Consider the following 17,492-nt stretch of genomic DNA (forward strand, 5'->3'; position numbering starts at 1 on the left):
CCATGAGCCGGGCCCTGCACGCGGAGATGGTCGACCCTCGGTACGTCAACACAGAGGTGGACGATCCGGTTTACCGTGTCGACTTCTGGTCCACGACCTGGCCTGACTCCTGGCCCAGAGAGGACGATGTCCCCGACGATGCGCGTGGGCTCTTCACGGAGGAGTGGCGTGTCACCGGGGCGCGCAGCGTCCACGAGGTCGTCGCGTGGGCGGAGACGAACGGCGGAGGCCGGGAGTACGTCCTGGGAGTCGAGTTCCGATATGACGCCGAGAATGTGGTGCTAATCAGGCTGGCGGGCCAGTTGCCCGACGAGTGACGATCGACCTGAACAACAGCACCGACGGCGGCGGCTGCGTCCCACAACATGTAGCGTCTGAACGCCTCCTTGGGTCCATCTTTAGTGGCGCTCATCAAGAGCATGCCAAAAATGCAACGGGCTCCCGGGGTCACGATCACGATCGCGAAGTACATGCAGCGTTCGGATCCGAGCTGGCCGGGGGCCGCCTTCCCGGCTTCGTCGTGGTACTCCATGACCGCCACGGCGATCAGCGAGGAATACAGGCAACGACAGCACGACGAGCGACGCCGATGCCACCGCACGAAAACGCACTGAGCAGCCTATGCGGGTGAGGTCGAGGGGCGAGTTCTCGGCGTTAGGGCGCACTTGACCTGCCCCCGCGCTCAGGCCCGTCGAAGGGCGGCGAGAAGGTTGTCGTAGGGGGTGGCGATGCCGGCCCGACGGCGGGGGTGCGCCGTCGGGCCGGATCTGTCGTCTGGAGTGGCCCGGGGCACGCGGCCGGGGCCTGCCGCGAGGGGCGAGGGCCGCGCGAGCCGCCGGGCTGGGCTGCTACTCCCGCTCCCCCGCGTCCACCGTGACGATAGAGGTCTGCCCCGGCGTCACCACGCCGGTGGACATCGCCCGGCGGCTCCGCCGCGGGCGGCGGGCCGGCGCGGCAGCCGGGGCTGCCTCCGTGGCTGCCGGCGTCTCGGCCGGCTGTCCGGCCTCCCGTGGCGCGGCCTCGACCGCCGCGGGCGGCCCACCGACCGGCTCGCGCGGCCCGGCCTCGACCGGCTCGCGGGCCGGCTGCGTCTCCGGCGCCTGCGCGTCGGCGTCGGCGGAGACGAGGACCGGCTCCCCGGCCGGCGCCGCTGCCTCCTCGGCGGCGCCGTCGGGGCTCTGCGGCGTGGCCGGCGCCGGCTCGGCGTCGGGTCCGCCGCCCTCGGCATGCTCGCTGTGGGCGCTGGCCGCCGCGGCGGCGATGGTCGCCAGGGTGGCCTTGACAGCCTCCCGCGCGGCCTGGGCCGCCGGGTCCTCCGTCCGGTGCGGGCCGGGGCTCGGGCGCCGCCTCGGCCGGCGGCGGGGTGCGCCGGCCGCGGCGCCGCGACCCGCCGTCGTCCCGGGCCCCGTTCCCGGACGGCCCGCCGCCCGCGCCGTTGGTCCGCTCCACCGGGTGGTCGTGGACGATGAACCCGCGGCCGTTGCAGTGCTCGCAGGGGGTGGAGAAGGCCTCGACCAGGCCCTGCCCGACCCGCTTGCGGGTCATCTGGACCAGGCCGAGGGAGGTCACCTCGGCCACCTGGTGGCGGGTGCGGTCCCGGCCCAGGCACTCCAGCAGCCGCCGCATGACGAGCTCGCGGTTGGACTCCAGGACCATGTCGATGAAGTCGATGACGATGATGCCGCCGATGTCCCGGAGCCGGAGCTGGCGGACGATCTCCTCCGCGGCCTCGAGGTTGTTCCGGGTGACGGTCTCCTCCAGCGTGCCGCCGGAGCCGGTGAACTTGCCGGTGTTGACGTCGATGACCGTCATCGCCTCGGTCCGGTCGATGACCAGGGAGCCGCCGGAGGGCAGCCAGACCTTGCGGTCCATCGCCTTGGCGAGCTGCTCGTCCACCCGGTACGCGGCGAAGACGTCCTGCTCGGCGGTCCAGTGGTGCAGCCGGTCGGCTAGGTCCGGGGAGAGGTCCGCGACGTACGCGGAGATGGTCTCCCAGGCGGTGTCCCCGGCGACCACGAGGGACTCGAAGTCCTCGTTGAACACGTCCCGCACCACCCGCACGGCGAGCTCGGGCTCGCCGCGGAGGAGGACGGGGGCGCTCTTGGCGGCCTTGGCCTTGGCCTCGATGTCGGCCCACTGCCGCACCAGCCGGTCGACGTCGGCCCGGAGCTGTTCCTCCGAGGCGCCCTCGGCGGCGGTGCGGACGATGACGCCGGCGCCGTCGGGCACGATCTCCTTGAGCAGCTTCTTCAGCCGGGCCCGCTCGGTGTCCGGCAGCTTGCGGGAGATACCGGTCATCGCCCCGGACGGGACGAGCACGAGGTGCCGCCCGGCCAGGGTGATCTGGGAGGTGAGCCGGGCGCCCTTGTGCCCGATCGGGTCCTTGGTGACCTGGACCAGGACGGTGTCGCCGGACTTCAGCGCCTGCTCGATGCGGCGCGGCTGCCCCTCCAGGCCGGCGGCGTCCCAGTTGACCTCGCCGGCGTAGAGGACGGCGTTGCGGCCCTTGCCCAGGTCGACGAACGCCGCCTCCATGCTCGGCAGCACGTTCTGCACGCGCCCGAGGTAGACGTTGCCGACCATGGAGGACTGGGTGTGCCGGGCGACGTAGTGCTCGACGAGGATGTTGTCCTCGAGCACGGCGATCTGGTTGAGGCCCTCCTTCTCCCGCACCACCATGGTGCGGGTCACGGACTCGCGGCGGGCGAGGAACTCGGCCTCGCTGATCGTGGGCCGACGGCGGCCGGCCTCGCGGCCCTCCCGGCGGCGCTGGCGCTTGGCCTCCAGCCGGGTGGAGCCCTTCAGGGCCGTCACCTCGTCGCTCAGGCTGCGGGCGCCCTCGGTCTCGGACCGGCCGGACCGGCGACGGCGCCGCCGGCGGCGGGACCCGCCGCCCTCCTCGCCGTCGTCCTGCTCCGCGGGCTCTCGCTCGGTGACCGGCTCGGCGCCGCCGGCCGGGGCGGACGCGGGTTCGGTCACGACGGCCTGCGCGTGGGCCGGCTCCGTCTCGGCCTTGTCGGCGGGCTCGGCGCCGGTCGCCTCCGCGGTGGTCTCGTCCTCGGCGCTGCGGTTGCGCCGGCCGCGACCGCCCCGGCGACGACGGCGCCGGGCGGCGGTCTGCTCCTCGCCCGTGTCCTCCGCCTCGGTGCCCGCCGGCTCGGCCTGGTCGGCCGGCTCCCCTCCTGGCGCGGGGGCCTCGGTGGGCGCCTCGGTGGTGGGCGCCTCGGCGCGGGCGTCGGCGGCCGGGGCACCGGCCGGGGCGGTGGCGCGCCGGCGGCGCGGGCGGGCCTGGGACAGGTCGGGCGCCTGGAACAGCAGCGCGGCGGCGGGTAGTCGAGGGCCCTCGCCCTCCTCGTCCAAGGTGGCGGCGGGGCTGGCGGCGGTGGCGGCGTCGGGGTCCGTCGCGGCGGTGGTGTCGGCGGGCGGGGTGGCGACGGCGGCGTCGTCGTCACCGGTGTCCACGGGCGCCGCGCCGGTCGCGGTGTCGTCCTGGGCGGCGGTGGCCTCGGCCTCCTCCTCGGCGTCGTCGACGCTGGTCGGGGGCGTCGGTGCGGCGGAGGGCTGGGCGAGGCCGAGCTCGGCGAGGACGTCGAGCCGCTGCTCGGGGGTGCGGGGGGCGGAGGTCGCCCGGCGGCTGCGGCGGGCCGGGCGGGTGGGGCCGGCGGTGTCCGGGCCGGCGGTGCTGCCGGCGGCCTGGTCGGGGGCGGCCTGGTCGGTGGTCGGCGCGGGCGGCGCCTGGCCGACACCGTCGGCGGACGCTGCCTGGTCGCCGGCATCGGCGGGCGCTGCCTGGTCGGCGGGCGGCGCCTGGTCACCGGTCTCGGCGGACGCTGGCTGGTCGGCCGGCACGGCGGCCAGCTCCTCGGCGGCGGCCCGCGAAGAGCGCTTCGTGGTCCCGGCGCTGGTCGCCCGCCGCCGGGCGCGCGGCTTCGTCGGCTGCGCCTCGGCGGCGGCCTCGTCCGGCGCGGCTGCCGTGATCGGCTCGGCAGCATCCTGGTCCGGCTCCGCGGCCGGTGCCGGCGCGGCCGGCGCCTCGGAGACCTCGGGCGTCTCGGGTGCGGCCGCCTTGGCCCTGGACCTGGTCGTGCGGGCCGGGCTGCGGCGGGCGCGCGCCTTGGGCGCGGCGTCGTCGGCCCCGGGGTCGGCCTCGCCGGTGGCGGCCGTGTCCGGGGTCGGCCCGACGGACGGGGCGCGGCGTCGGCGGCGGCCTCGGCGCCCTCGGCGGCGGCTGCCGGGGCGGCCTCGGTCGTGGCGGTGGTGGCGCGCTTGCGCGGGGTGCGCCGCGCGGGGGCCTTGCCAGCGGGGGCTGCGGCGGCCGCCTCGCCGCCCTCGGCCTCGGCGGCGGGCGCCGTCGCCGCGGCCTCGGGGGCCGTGGTCCGGCTGGTCGCCCGGCGGGGCCGGCGCTTGGGCGCGGCGGCCGTGCCCGCGGCGTCGGTGCCGCCGTCAGCCGTGCTCGGCGCCGGCGCTCCCGCGCCGGTGACGTCCGCTGCGTTCGTGACGTCTTCGTTCTGCTCGCTCATGGGGTGAACCCCTCCACCCGGGACGCCGTCCACACCCCTCGGCGCCCGCAGGCAGGTCGTCGTCCGCGGCCGCGCCGCGGACGGAAAGTCCAGTGGGTACGTGCCGGGCAGGTGCACCGGCGCGCCGACGGACGGGCGACGCGCCGGCCAGGGGCTCGGCGTCACCGCGGCGGACGGCCCCCTGCTGCAGCGCGCTCGCCCGGGTGGCGAGGCGGCGCGAGGTGGGCCCGTGCCTGGGTGGTCGCGACATCGTCGGACCGAAGAGCGGGGTGTGGAGCGCTCTCCAGCCATAGAGAAGTATCGCACAGGGCGGCCGCCCGGGCGGGAGGGCACGCGGCGTAGGCGCGGGGAGCCCCGCCCCGGCCGGTCCTGACGGCGTGTCATCTCCCGGGACGTTGGTCCCGGGGCCCGCGCCGACCGGCTCCTACGTTGGACGGAGCACCAGCCGCGGCCCGCCCGCGGCACCAGCACGTCCCGAAGGGCGACCATGGAGACCCTCGACCTGGCCCGGTGGCAGTTCGGCATCACGACCGTCTACCACTTCGTCCTCGTCCCGCTGACCATCGGGCTGTCGCCCCTGGTGGCGATCATGCAGACCGCCTGGGTGCGCACCGGCAACGAGCGCTGGCACCGGCTGACCAAGGCTCTTCGGCAAGATCCTGCTGATCAACTTCGCCCTCGGCGTGGCCACCGGCATCGTCCAGGAGTTCCAGTTCGGGATGAACTGGTCGGAGTACTCCCGCTTCGTCGGGGACATCTTCGGCGCCCCGCTCGCCATCGAGGCCCTGGCCGCCTTCTTCCTGGAGTCCACCTTCCTGGGCCTGTGGATCTTCGGCGAGGGCCGGCTGCCGCGGTGGCTGCACACGGCCTGCATCTGGCTGGTGGCGATCGGCACCAACCTGTCCGCGTACTGGATCCTCGCGGCGAACTCCTGGATGCAGCACCCGGTCGGCGCCGTGTTCAACCCCGAGACCGGCCGGGCCGAGCCCGGACGGCGTCGGCGGCTTCCTGGAGGTGATGACCAACAACACCCTGCTCGCCGCCTACGCCCACACGGTCACCTCCGCCTTCCTCGTCGGCGGGACGTTCGTCGCCGGCGTGTCCGGCTGGTGGCTGGTGCGCTCGGTCCGCGCGGGCCGGGAGCGGGAGGCCCGCACGGTCTGGCGGGCCGGGGCCTACGTGGGGCTGGTCACCATGGTGATCGCCGGGGCCGGCGTCGCGATCAGCGGCGACGTGCAGGGCAAGCTCATGTACGTCCAGCAGCCGGCGAAGATGTCCGCCGCGGAGGCCCTGTGCGAGGGCGAGAGTCCGCCGGCTTCTCCCTGCTGACCGTCGGGGACCTCACCGGGGACTGCTCCAGCGTGCGCCACCTCATCCAGATCCCCGGGCTGACGTCCTACCTCGGCACCGGCTCGTTCAGCGGCCCGGAGAGCCTACCTGCCGGGGGTGAACGACGTCCAGGAGGAGTACACCGAGCGCTACGCCGACCAGTTCGGCACCGACGTGGACTACTCGCCCAACCTCGCCGTCACCTACTGGACGTTCCGGCTGATGATCGGCCTGGGGATGCTCTCCCTGGTGCTCGCCGCGGCCGGGCTGTGGCTGCTCCGCGGCGGCCGGGTCACCGGCCGGCCCTGGTTCGGCCGGCTCAGCCTGGCGGTCCTGCCGCTGCCGTTCCTCGGGGCCTCCTTCGGCTGGATCTTCACCGAGATGGGCCGCCAGCCCTGGGTGGTCCACCCCAACCCCGCCAGCCCGGTCGACCAGGTGTACCTGCTCACCCAGGACGGGGTGTCCACGGTGGTCGACGCCGGGTCGGTGATCACCTCCCTGGTCACCTTCACCCTGCTGTACGCCGCGCTGGGGGTGGTCTGGTTCCGGCTGGTCCGCCGCTACGTGCGCCAGGGGTCGAGCCGCTGCCCGACGACGCCGGCGAGGACGACGGCGACGGCGGCCGGCCGCCGTCGGCCAGCAAGGCCGAGACCGCCGAGCCGGTGCTGTCCTTCGCCTACTGACCCCCGAGCCGCCCGCCGCGCCGTCCCGAGACCTGGAGAGCCTCCCCATGGACCTGCCCACCCTGTGGTTCCTGCTCATCGCCGTGCTGTGGACCGGCTACCTCGTGCTCGAGGGCTTCGGCTTCGGCGTCGGCATGCTGCTGCGCCCGCTGGCCCGCGACGAGCAGGAGCGCCGGGTCATGCTGCGCAGCATCGGCCCGGTCTGGGACGGCAACGAGGTGTGGCTGATCACCGCCGGCGGCGCCACCTTCGCCGCGTTCCCGGAGTGGTACGCGACCATGTTCTCCGGCTTCTACCTGCCGCTGCTGGTCATCCTGCTGGCGCTGATCGTGCGGATCTGCGCCATCGAGTGGCGGGCGAAGATCAACGACCAGACCTGGCGGGACCGGTGGGACTGGGCGCACACCTTCGGCGCCTGGGTGCCGGCGGTGCTGTGGGGGTGGCCTTCGCCAACCTGGTCCAGGGCATGGAGATCGAGGTGGTGGACGGCAGCCACCAGGCTCGTCGGCGGGCTCTTCTCGCTGCTGACCCCCTTCACCCTGCTCGGCGGGGCGATGACCGCGACCGTCTTCCTGACCCACGGCGCGGTCTTCCTGGCCCTGAAGACCGACGGGGAGATCCGCCACCGCGCCGGCGTGCTGGCGCAGCGGCTGTCGGTGCTCAGTCTCGCCGTCGCCGGCACCTGGGCGGTGTGGGCGCAGGTCGCGTTCGCCGAGCGGGCCTGGACCTGGGCCGCGGTGGTGGTGGCCGCCGGCGCCCTGGTCGGGGTCGTCGTCGCCACCCGCGAGCGGCGCGAGGGCTGGGCGTTCGCGCTCAACGCGGTGGCGATCGTGGCCGCCGTCGTGCTCATCTTCGGCAGCATGTTCCCGGACGTCATGCCGTCCTCGCTGGACCCGGCGTGGTCCCTGACCGTCACCGAGGCGTCCTCCACGACGGCGACGCTGACCGTGATGAGCGTGGTCGCGCTGCTCTTCGTGCCGGTGGTGCTGGCCTACCAGGGCTGGACGTACTGGGTGTTCCGCAAGCGCCTGGTCGCCGACCCGGCCGGCGGCGACGCGGGGCTGGACCCGAAGGCGCCGGCGTTCGTCGGCGCGGCGGGCGACGGCGCGGGCCGCGGTGACGGCGCGGGCGGCGTCGCGGGCGGCGGTGACGGCCGGGGCGCCACGGTCGACGGCCGCGCGGCCGGCACCGGCGCGGCCGGTGGCCGGGCGGCGGCCGGCGACGGCGCGGACCCGGGCGGGGCAGACTGAGCCGGTGAAGCCCCTCGACCCCCGGCTGCTGCGGCACGCCCGCGCCGCCCGGCGCTACGTCGCCGGCACCGCGGTGACCGGGTTCCTCACCGCGGCGCTGGTGATCGCCCAGGTCCTGCTCATCGCTCACGCCCTCGCGCCGGTGGTCGACGGCGACGCCGGCTGGGCGCAGGTCCGGCCCCTGGTGGGGTGGCTGGCCCTGGTGCTGGCCGCGCGGGTGGTCGTGCTGGTGGTGCAGGAGTCGGTGGCCCACCGGGCCGCCCGGGACGTGATCGCCGACCTGCGCGCCCAGGTGCTGGCCCGGGCGGTCGCGCTCGGCCCGCGCTGGCTCGGCGCCGGGCACGGCGCGGCGGTCGGGACGCTGGTCACCCGTGGCCTGGACGACCTCGAGCCGTACTTCGTCCGCTACCTGCCCCAGCTGCTGCTGGCCGCCACGGTCACCCCGGCCACGCTCGCCGTCGTCCTCCGCCTCGACCTCGCCTCGGCGGCGATCCTCGCGGTGACCCTCCCGCTCGTGCCGGTCTTCATGTGGCTGATCGGGGTGCTCACCCAGCAGTTCGCGGCGGCGAAGCTGGCCACCATGGAGCGCCTCGGCGCCCAGCTCCTCGACCTGCTGGCCGGGCTGAGCACGCTGAAGGCGCTGGGTCGCGAGCACGGCCCGGGCGCCCGGGTGCGGGCCCTCGGCGAGGCCTACCGGCGCACCACGATGGGGACGCTGAAGGTCGCCTTCCTCTCCGGGGCGGTGCTGGAGCTCCTCGCGTCGCTGTCGGTGGCGCTGGTTGCGGTGACGGTGGGGATGCGGCTGGTCTACGGCCAGGTGGACCTCACCACCGCGCTGGCGCTGCTCATGCTCGCCCCCGAGGTGTACCGGCCGCTGCGGGAGGTCGGCGCCCAGTTCCACGCCTCCGCCGACGGCGTGGCCGCCGCCGACGAGGCCTTCGCGGTGCTGGCCACCGCTCCCCCGCCGCCCGGGCGGGTGGCGGCGCCGGACCTGCGCCGCACCGACGTCGTCCTCGACGCGGTCACCGTCGCCGCGCCGGGCCGGGACGTCCGCGCCCCGGACCGGCTCAGCGCCCGGCTGCGCCCGGGCCGGGTGATCGCCCTGGTCGGCCCGTCCGGGGCGGGCAAGACGACGGCGGCCGCGGTGGTCCTGGGGCTGCTGCGCCCGGACGCCGGCACCGTGCGGCTGGAGCCGGCCGGGCTGGGTGGCGGCCTGGACCTGGCCGACGTCGACCCGGCCGGCTGGCACGCCCAGGTCGCCTGGGTTCCGCAGCGCCCGGTGCTGGTGCCGGGCACCGTGAGGTCGGCCGTCCTCGGCTCGGCCGACGCCAACGTCACCGCGGCCGCGGACGCCGCCGCCCGGGCCACCGGCCTCGCCGACGTCCTCGCCGGGCTGCCCGCCGGGTGGGACACGCCGGTGGGCCAGGGCGGCGTGGGCCTCTCGCTCGGGCAGCGCCAGCGCCTGGCCCTGACCGCCGCGCTGCTGGGCACCGAGCAGCTCGTCGTGCTGGACGAGCCCACCGCGCACCTCGACGCGGCCGCCGAGCGCGCCGTGCTGGACACCGTCGCCGCGCTGCGCCGGCAGGGCCGCACGGTGCTGGTCATCGCCCACCGGGCCGCCCTGGTGGCGGCCGCCGACGACGTCGTCGAGGTCACCGCCAGCGCTCGGAAGCACGGGGACGGCCCCGGGGACGCCCCGCAGCACGGGGACGGCCGCGGGAATCCCCCGCAGCACGAGGGCGGCCCTGTGGGGGTCCCGCAGCCTGGGGGCAGTCCCGTGGGTGCCCCGCAGCGCACCGGGGTGGCCTCGTGACCGCCCCGCTCGCCCCCGCGCCGGCGGCCGGCGGGACCGGCCCCGGGCCGGCGACGCCGAGGCCGGCCCCGGCCCCGGACACCGAGCCCCGGCCGAAGCGCCGGTGGGCGCGCGGCCTGCTGCCCACCGCCGAGCGGCACGCCCTGCGCCGCGCCGTCGCGCTGCTCGACCTGGACCGGCTCCGCCTGCTGTGGGCGGTCCTGGCCGGCAGCGCCGGGCTGGCCAGCGCCGTCGGGCTCACCGCCACCTCGGCATGGCTGATCGCCCGCGCGTCCCAGATGCCGCCGGTGCTGGAGCTCTCGGTCGCCGCAGTGGCCGTGCGCACCTTCGGCATCTCCCGGGCGCTGCTGCGCTACCTCGAGCGGCTGGCCTCCCACGACCTCGCCCTGCGCGGCATGGCGGCGCTTCGGGAGCGGCTCTACCTCATCCTCGCCGCCGGCCGCGCCGACGCCGTCGCCGGCCTGCGCCGCGGCGACCTCCTCGCCCGCACCGGCGCCGACGTGGACGCGGTGGGCGACGTCGTCGTCCGCGCCGTGCTGCCGGCGGCGGTCGCCGCTGTGGTCGGCGTGGGCACCGTCGGCCTGGTGACCTGGCTGCACCCGGCCGCCGGCGCCGTGCTCGCCGCGTGCCTGCTGCTGGCCGGGGTCGTCGGGCCGTGGCTGAGCATGCGCTCGGCGCGGCTGGCCGAGCAGGCGCGGCTGACCGCGCGCGGGGAGGTCGCGGCCACCGCGATGACGATCCTCGACGGCGCCGCCGAGCTCACCGTGGCCGGCCGGGTGCCCCAGGTGCTGGGCCACCTGCGCCGGGCGGAGGGGGACCTGGCCCGGGCCAAGGACCGGGCCGCCCGGCCGGCGGCCCTGGCCGCCGGTGTCGACACCCTGGCCATGGGGCTGGCGGTGCTCGGCGCCCTGGTGCTCGGCGTGCCCGCCACGACCGCCGGCGCGCTGTCCCCGGTCGAGCTCGCGGTCATCGTGCTGACCCCGCTCGCCGCGTTCGAGGGCACCGCCATGCTGGGTCCGGCGGCCACCCAGCTCGTCCGGTCCGCGGCGGCGGCCCGGCGGATCATGGACCTGCTGGACGCCGCCGGCGGTAGTGCCGCCGCGTCGGCCGCTCCCGCCGACGGCGGCCCTGCGCCGGTGGCCATCTCCCCCGCCGACGGCGGCCTAGCCCCGGGCACCCCTACCGACGGCGGCCCTGCGCCGGTGGCCGTCTCCCCCGCCGACGGGCGCCCAGCCCCGGGCACCCCTACCGACGGTGGCTCCACCCCGCGCGCCGTCCCCGCCGACGACGGCGACGGCGGCGGCCGCGGCGTGGCTGGCGGTCCGCACCTGGCCGCGCGCGGCCTGGCGGTGGGCTGGCCCGGCGGCCCGACGGTCGCCCACGGCATCGACCTGGACCTGGTGCCCGGCCGCGCCGTCGCCGTCGTCGGCCCGAGCGGGATCGGCAAGACCACGCTGCTGCTCACCCTCGCCGGCCTCCTGCCCCCGCGCGCGGGCACGGTTGGGGTCGACGGCGTCCCGCTCGAGGCGGCGGGGCCGGTGGCCGGCGGCGCGGTGGTGCTCACCGCCGAGGACGCCCACGTCTTCGGCACCACCGTGCTGGAGAACCTGCGGGTGGCCCGCGGCGACGTCTCCGCCGCCGAGGGCGAGGCGCTGCTGCGCCGCGTCGGGCTCGGCGCCTGGCTGGCCGGGCTGCCGGCGGGCCTGGACACCCTGCTCGGGCCGGACGGGGCCACCATCTCCGGCGGCGAGCGCCGTCGCCTGCTCCTCGCCCGCGCGCTGGCCAGCCCGGCCCCGTTGCTGCTGCTGGACGAGCCGGCGGAGCACCTCGACCCGGCGACCGCCGACCACCTGGTGGCCGACCTGCTCCGCGCCGGTCCCGACGTCGGCACGCTCCTCGTCACCCACCGGCTCAGCGCCCTCGCCGCCGCCGACGAGGTGATCCTGCTCGGCCGGGGCGACGGCGACGGCGCGGACGCCGGAGGGGCTACCGTGCTGGCCAGGGGCACGCACGCCGAGCTGCTGGCGACCGTGCCCGTCTACCGCTGGGCCGCCGAGCAGGAAGCACGCTGAATGTCCCACCACCCCCAGCCGGCCGGCGGGGGCGATGCCGGCACCGCCGGCTGCCCCGCGCATCTCTCGGGAGCGCCGGCCGGCCCCGCTCACCAGGGCACCGCCCGCCCCCCGGACACCCGGGAGTCGGCCGCCGTCGGCCGCTCCGGCGACGTCGCTCACGCTCCTGGCCCCACCCAGCCTGACGGCGCCCAGCCGGGCACCGCCACCCGGGCGGCCGCCGTCGGCCAGCCCGACGACGGCGCACCGGCGGGCCGCCAGACCCTCTCCGCCGATACCTCCTCGCTCCTCGCCGCGGCGCTCCAGCTCACCTCCGAGCTGGACCTGCCGACCGCGATGCAGCAGTTCGTCGAGCGGGCGGCCCGGCTGACCGGGGCGCGGTACGCGGCGCTCGGCGTGCTGGACAGCCGCGGCGAGACGACGACGTTCGTCCAGGTCGGCGTCACCGAGGAGGAGCAGCGGGTCCTGGGGCACCCGCCGCGCGGGAGGGGGGTGCTCGGCGCGATCCCCATCGACGGCCCGCTCATCCTTGAGGACCTGACCAAGCACCCGGACTTCGGCGGCTTCCCCCCGGGCCACCCGCCGATGCACTCCTTCCTCGGGGTCCCGGTCCGGGTCGCCGACCAGGTGTTCGGGCGCCTCTACCTCGCCGAGAAGCCCGGCGGGTTCACCGCTGCCGACGCCGAGGACATGATGGCCCTGGCCCAGGCGGCCGCCGTCGCCATCGAGAACGGGCGCCTGTACGCCGAGGCCCGCAACCGGGAGCGGTGGATCTCGGCCAGTCAGGACATCACCACCACCCTCCTCGAGGGCACCGAGGAGGAGGAGGCGCTGGCGATGATCGCCGCCCGGGTGCGGGAGGTGGCCGAGGCCGACACCGCGCTGATCGTGCTGCCCTCGGTCGGGGACGCCTGGGCGTGCGAGATCGCCGACGGCTACCGCGCCGCGGAGCTCATCGGCCTGGTGTTCCCCCCCGACGGCCGGGCGCGGACGGTGCTGCGGGAGGGCACCGGCCTCATCGTGGACTCCCTCACCCGGCTGCGGACGCTGCGGCTGAAGGAGCTGGCCCAGTTCGGGCCGGCGCTGTACGCCCCGATGATGCTCCGCGGGGAGGGGACGGGCGTGCTCATCCTGCTCCGCCGGGTGGGCCGGCCGGAGTTCGGGCCCGGCGACCTGGCGATGGCCGAGTCGGTCGCCCGGCAGGCGGCCCTGGCCCTCGAGCTCGCCGCCGCCCGCCACGCCCAGGACGTCGCCGCCCTGCTGGACGAGCGGGCCCGCATCGGCCGGGACCTGCACGACCTGGCGATCCAGCAGCTCTTCGCCACCGGCATGCAGCTCGAGTCCGCCCGGGCCGAGCTCGCCAGCAAGGGCGAGGCGGGCCTGGCCGGGCTGCTCGAGCAGTCCCTGTCCAGCGTGGACGAGTCGGTGCGGCAGATCCGCTCCATCGTGCACTCCCTCCGGGAGCCGGACACCGCCGTCGTCCTGGTCGAGCGGCTGCGCCGGGAGGCCTCCCTGGCCCGGACCAGTTTGGGCTACGCCCCCTCCCTGGTCATCGACGTCGACGGGGAGGTGCTCGCCGACGACGCCGCGCAGGCGGCGCTGGTCCAGGCCGTCGACGACCGGGTCGGGGCGGACGTCGCCGACGACGTCGTGGCCGTCGTCCGGGAGGGCCTGTCCAACGCCGCCCGGCACGCCCGGGCCGCCTCGGTGCAGGTGCGGGTCAGCGTGCTCGGGAACGGGCCCACCGGCCGGGTGGTGGTGGACGTAGAGGACGACGGCGTCGGGGTGGACCCGGCCGTCACCCGCCGGTCCGGGCTCGCCAACCTCGCCGCCCGCGCCCGGCGCCACGGCGGCACGTTCTCGGTGGGCACCAACGAGCGGGGCCAGGGCAGTCTGCTGAGCTGGCAGGTGCCGCTCAGCTGAGCGGGGGGCGCTGCTGGGCGGGGGTGCCCGCGCGCACGGGCACGGCGGGGAGGTCGGCCGATCGCGGACCGGGAGGTGCGTCCGACGTGGCCCAGCCGAGCCAATCCGTCTCGGGCCAGGCTCAGCCGCGGTCCAGGTCGTGGTGCTCGACCCGGCCCGCGCAGGCGCGCTCGTGGGCGTCCAGCAGCCGGCGCGCGTTCGCCGGCGAGCGGAACAGGTGGGCCGTCTCCTGCCAGGCGGCGTACTCGTCCGCGGGCACGAGGACCACGTTCCCGCGCCGGGAGACGATCTCGACGGCGATGCGATAGTCGTTCACCTGCTCGATCAGGCCGAGCAGGTTCTTGCGGGCCTGGCTCGCCGTGACGGACATTCCGCACCTCCACGTGGACGCCATCATTGTGCCGGTGGGCGGTGACATTCAGTAGGTGGAGAGCGGCTCTGCATCCCTGACAGGCCGTGCCACACGCATGCTCGTTGGTGTCTCTGTTGCGGCGAGCGGCGCAGAGACTCGCATAACGCCGTCAGGGGTGTCCGATAATGCAGGAGTTCAATCTGATGCAGTCCGCGAGCGGCTGCGCGGAAGGGGCTCGTCTGCCTGCCTGTTCGCACAGGACACGATGCTCGACTGGACCGGATGGACGCCGTCGGAAACTGCATGACCAGCGGCCGCCGGCCAGGTGCGGCCGCCCCTTGCTGCCGTCAGCGAAATTCGCTGTCCAGCACCGCTCCGCAAACGGTACGTTTCTCCGGCCACGCTGCCCGCTACCCGCCAGTCACGCTGCCCGCTGCCAGTCCCGCTGCCGCTGCCCGCTGCCCCCGCCCGCGACAGAACGCCCTCGCGGACCGACACCTGGAGAATCAGCCCATGCCCGCAGACCTCGCCGTGGAGGCCGTCGGCCTCGTCAAGCACTTCGGAGAGACCAAGGCGGTCGACGGCGTCGACCTGGCCGTGCCGGCCGGCACCGTCCACGGCCTCCTCGGCCCCAACGGGGCGGGCAAGACCACGGTAGTGCGCATGCTCGCCACCCTGCTGCGCCCCGACGCCGGCACCGCCCGGGTGCTCGGCCACGACATCCTCGGCGAGCCGGACGCCGTGCGCACGAACGTGGGCCTGACGGGCCAGTACGCCTCGGTCGACGAGGACCTGACCGGCACCGAGAACCTGGAGATCCTGGCGCGGCTCTACGGGTTCGGCGCGGCGGCCGCCCGGCGGCGCGCGGCGGACCTGCTCGCCGCGTTCGACCTCAGCGACGCCGCCGGCAAGCAGGTCAAGACCTACTCGGGGGGCATGCGCCGGCGCATCGACCTCGCCGCCTCCCTGGTGATGAGCCCCCGGGTCCTCTTCCTCGACGAGCCCACCACCGGCCTGGACCCGCGCAGCCGCAACCAGGTGTGGGACATCGTGCGCCTGCTGGTCCACGAGGGCGCCACCGTGCTCCTGACCACCCAGTACCTCGACGAGGCCGACCAGCTCGCCGACCGGATCGCCGTCGTCGACCACGGCAAGGTCATCGCCGAGGGCACCGCCCCGCAGCTGAAGGCCTCCGTCGGCTCGGGCACGGTGAACCTGCGCCTGGCCGACCCCGCCCAGCGGGCCGAGGCCGCGCGGATCGCCGGGGAGGTCCTCGGCGGCAGCGTCACGCTCGGCGCGGACGCCACCTCCCTGGACGCCCAGGTGCCGGAGTCGAACGAGCCGGCGGCCGCGCAGGTGCTGCCCGCCCTGCAGGCCGCCGGCATCGCGGTGCCGGAGTTCAGCCTCGGCCAGCCCAGCCTGGACGAGGTGTTCCTCGCCCTCACCGGCAAGCCGGCCGAGGCCGGGGACGGCGTGACGGCGGACGGGACGACGGCGGGCCGCGGCGGGGCGAGCACGGCGGGTCCCGCCGGGGCGACGTCGGCGGGTCCCGCCGGGGCGAGGACGTCGGGCGGCGGTGCCGCGCCGCCGTCGGGCAGCGAGGAGGCGGCAGCCAGCTACGAGCGGGAGGAGGCCCGATGAGGACCCTGGACATCGGTGAGAACACGGCGCTGCGGGCGGCCATCGCCGTCCCGGAGCGGCCCGAGCGCTCCACGCCGGTCGGTGCGACGCTGACCTTCGCCCGCCGGGCGCTGCTGAAGATCAAGCACGTGCCCGAGCAGCTGATGGACATCACGTTCACCCCGGTGATCTTCACCCTGATGTTCACCTACCTGTTCGGCGGGGCGATCGCCGGGGACGCGCGCACGTACCTGCAGTTCCTGCTGCCGGGGATCCTCGTGCAGACGGTCCTGATCGTCACCGTGTACACGGGGTTCACCCTGAACACGGACATCACCAAGGGCGTCTTCGACAGATTCCGGTCGCTGCCGATCTGGCGGCCGGCGCCAATCGTCGGGGCGCTCATCGGGGACACGGTGCGCTACACCATCGCCTCGGCCATCACGATCGGGCTGGGCCTGGTGCTCGGGTTCCGGCCGGCGGGCGGGGTGGTCGGCGTCGTGCTGGCCGTGCTCCTGCTGCTCGTCTTCGCGTTCGCCCTGAGCTGGGTGTTCACCATCCTCGGGCTGCTCATGCGCACGCCGAACGCGGTCATGGGCGTCTCGATGCTCGTGCTCATGCCGCTGACCTTCGCGTCGAACATCTTCGTCGCGCCGGAGACGATGCCCTCGGTGCTCCGGGCGTGGGTGGACATCAACCCGGTGTCCTACCTGGTCACGGCGGTCCGGGGGCTGATGGGTGGGACGGCCACGTTCGCCGACGTCGCCTGGGTGCTGGTCGCGGCCGCGGCCATGACGGCGGTGTTCGCGCCGATCACGATGCGGATCTACCGCAACCGGTCCTGACCCCGGCCGAGGCGGCGCCGCTGCGCCGACCCAGGCAGCGGCACCCCCGGCCGGTGGTGCGCGGCTCGCCGGTCACGGCGAGTCCGGGTGGATCTCCATGTCACAGCCGTCCGGGTCGACCACATGGACCCGGGTGGCCGCCCGGTCGCTGATGACGTGGGCGCTCGGGTAGCCGGCCGACCGCAGGCGGGCCGCGAGGTCCTCGAGCGGCTCCTGGGTGGCGAAGCCGATCCGGGTCAGCGCGATCCGCTGGGTCGGGTCCGGGGAGTCGAAGGCCGGGAGCTCGCCGGGGGCGGACGGGCGGTGCAGCCCGATCACCCCTGAGCGGGTCCCTGCCCGCAGGCCCTGCCACCAGACGCCGTCGCCATGGTCGGGCTCGAAGCCGAGCCGGCGGAAGAACTCGGTGTCGCGCGCGAAGTCCGGCGAGTACCGCAGCGCGGAGACGGACAGCCGGGGGTCCGGCTGCGGAGACGCTGCACGGGTGTATCCGTAGTCGTCGAGCTGCTCTTCGTTGATCACGATCAGCTCGCCGCCCGGGCCGGTCAGGTAGCCCTGCCGGCCGTAGGACTCGTCCACGACGGCGATGTCGAGGCCGTTCTGCTCGCCGAGCTCGACGAGGCCATCGGCGCTCCTCGTGATGAAGCAGAGGTGCGAGAGCCCGTGCTCGCTCGCCGTTCCCGGTCCGCCAGCGGCGTGCACGATCACCCGGCCGGCGCCGGCCACGAGATCGGCGAACTGCGTCCCGCGGGTCAGGACCGCCGCCATCCCGACGGTCTCGAGGAACGCGACCATCCGGTCGGGGCGCGAGCTGAAGCGAACCGGGGCCACAGCGAAGTCAAGAGAAGGTCTGCTCACGTCTACTCCTCGTCTTCCAGGTACTGCTCGAGGGCACGCTGCACCAGCGCGGACAAACTGCTGTTCTCGTCGATCGCGCGGTGCTTCACGGCGACGACGAGGCGAGAGGGCAGGTAGACGTTGAACTGAACCTTCCTGTCCGCCCCAGGAGAGCCGATCTCGTTGGGCATGGGCGAGATGCTAGCATCCTCGCCTGCTATGAACCAGGGTTCAGGCTCCTGCGGCCCGAT

At 75.7% G+C, this 17,492-nt stretch carries 11 protein-coding genes and 3 pseudogenes; 10 read left to right on the forward strand and 4 right to left on the reverse strand.

Features of this window, described 5'->3' with window-relative positions; genetic code table 11:
• The first annotated feature begins 2 nt into the window (after positions 1-2).
• Entirely contained in the window at positions 3-317 is a 315-nt protein-coding gene (locus tag MF406_RS12690; protein ID WP_242894281.1) for a hypothetical protein, read from the forward strand.
• Positions 318-654: 337 nt separating this feature from the next.
• Here MF406_RS12690 and MF406_RS12695 read toward each other — a convergent pair whose 3' ends face one another.
• Entirely contained in the window at positions 655-3,849 is a 3,195-nt protein-coding gene (locus MF406_RS12695) for an Rne/Rng family ribonuclease (RefSeq protein ID WP_371744488.1), read from the reverse strand.
• A 1,158-nt stretch (positions 3,850-5,007) separates the two neighbouring features.
• Here MF406_RS12695 and MF406_RS18740 point away from each other — a divergent pair.
• The 7 genes and pseudogenes from MF406_RS18740 to MF406_RS12720 form a co-directional block, all read left to right on the forward strand.
• A pseudogene (locus MF406_RS18740) lies at positions 5,008-5,100 on the forward strand (cytochrome ubiquinol oxidase subunit I); the annotation flags it as partial.
• Between the two features lie 103 nt (positions 5,101-5,203).
• Positions 5,204-5,446: pseudogene (locus MF406_RS18745) on the forward strand (cytochrome ubiquinol oxidase subunit I); the annotation flags it as partial.
• A gap of 91 nt (positions 5,447-5,537) precedes the next feature.
• Positions 5,538-6,365, forward strand: a pseudogene (locus MF406_RS18750) (cytochrome ubiquinol oxidase subunit I); the annotation flags it as partial.
• A gap of 214 nt (positions 6,366-6,579) precedes the next feature.
• The gene (cydB, locus tag MF406_RS12705; protein ID WP_242894282.1) at positions 6,580-7,782 is read left to right on the forward strand and encodes a cytochrome d ubiquinol oxidase subunit II; all 1,203 of its coding nucleotides are present in this window, start codon (positions 6,580-6,582) and stop codon (positions 7,780-7,782) included.
• A gap of 4 nt (positions 7,783-7,786) precedes the next feature.
• Entirely contained in the window at positions 7,787-9,595 is a 1,809-nt protein-coding gene (cydD, locus tag MF406_RS12710) for a thiol reductant ABC exporter subunit CydD (RefSeq protein WP_242894285.1), read from the forward strand.
• On the forward strand, positions 9,592-11,667 hold the full coding sequence (locus MF406_RS12715) for an amino acid ABC transporter ATP-binding/permease protein (RefSeq protein ID WP_242894288.1): 2,076 nt from the start codon (positions 9,592-9,594) through the stop codon (positions 11,665-11,667). The genes cydD and MF406_RS12715 overlap by 4 nt, the downstream gene beginning before the upstream one ends.
• Positions 11,668-13,590, forward strand: a complete 1,923-nt coding sequence (locus tag MF406_RS12720; RefSeq protein WP_242894290.1) for a GAF domain-containing sensor histidine kinase — start codon at positions 11,668-11,670, stop codon at positions 13,588-13,590.
• 121 nt (positions 13,591-13,711) lie between these two features.
• On the opposite strand, the gene MF406_RS12725 is transcribed toward MF406_RS12720, so the two are convergent.
• A complete protein-coding gene (locus tag MF406_RS12725; protein ID WP_242894293.1) occupies positions 13,712-13,960 on the reverse strand; it encodes a type II toxin-antitoxin system Phd/YefM family antitoxin in 249 nt (82 codons plus the stop codon).
• A gap of 495 nt (positions 13,961-14,455) precedes the next feature.
• Here MF406_RS12725 and MF406_RS12730 point away from each other — a divergent pair, with 495 nt between their 5' ends.
• Entirely contained in the window at positions 14,456-15,583 is a 1,128-nt protein-coding gene (locus MF406_RS12730; protein WP_242894294.1) for an ATP-binding cassette domain-containing protein, read from the forward strand.
• Positions 15,580-16,407: an ABC transporter permease gene (locus tag MF406_RS12735; protein ID WP_242894297.1), complete on the forward strand. Its 828-nt coding sequence runs from the start codon at positions 15,580-15,582 to the stop codon at positions 16,405-16,407. Before MF406_RS12730 ends, MF406_RS12735 begins: the two co-directional genes overlap by 4 nt.
• A gap of 72 nt (positions 16,408-16,479) precedes the next feature.
• On the opposite strand, the gene MF406_RS12740 is transcribed toward MF406_RS12735, so the two are convergent.
• Positions 16,480-17,262: a hypothetical protein gene (locus MF406_RS12740; RefSeq protein ID WP_242894310.1), complete on the reverse strand. Its 783-nt coding sequence runs from the start codon at positions 17,260-17,262 to the stop codon at positions 16,480-16,482.
• 2 nt (positions 17,263-17,264) lie between these two features.
• Positions 17,265-17,432 carry a CopG family transcriptional regulator gene (locus MF406_RS12745; RefSeq protein ID WP_242894313.1) on the reverse strand — a complete coding sequence of 56 codons (168 nt, stop codon included), beginning with the start codon at positions 17,430-17,432 and terminating at the stop codon, positions 17,265-17,267.
• Between the last annotated feature and the right edge of the window lie 60 nt (positions 17,433-17,492).

The organism is Georgenia sp. TF02-10, from assembly GCF_022759505.1.
Classification (GTDB): domain Bacteria; phylum Actinomycetota; class Actinomycetes; order Actinomycetales; family Actinomycetaceae; genus TF02-10.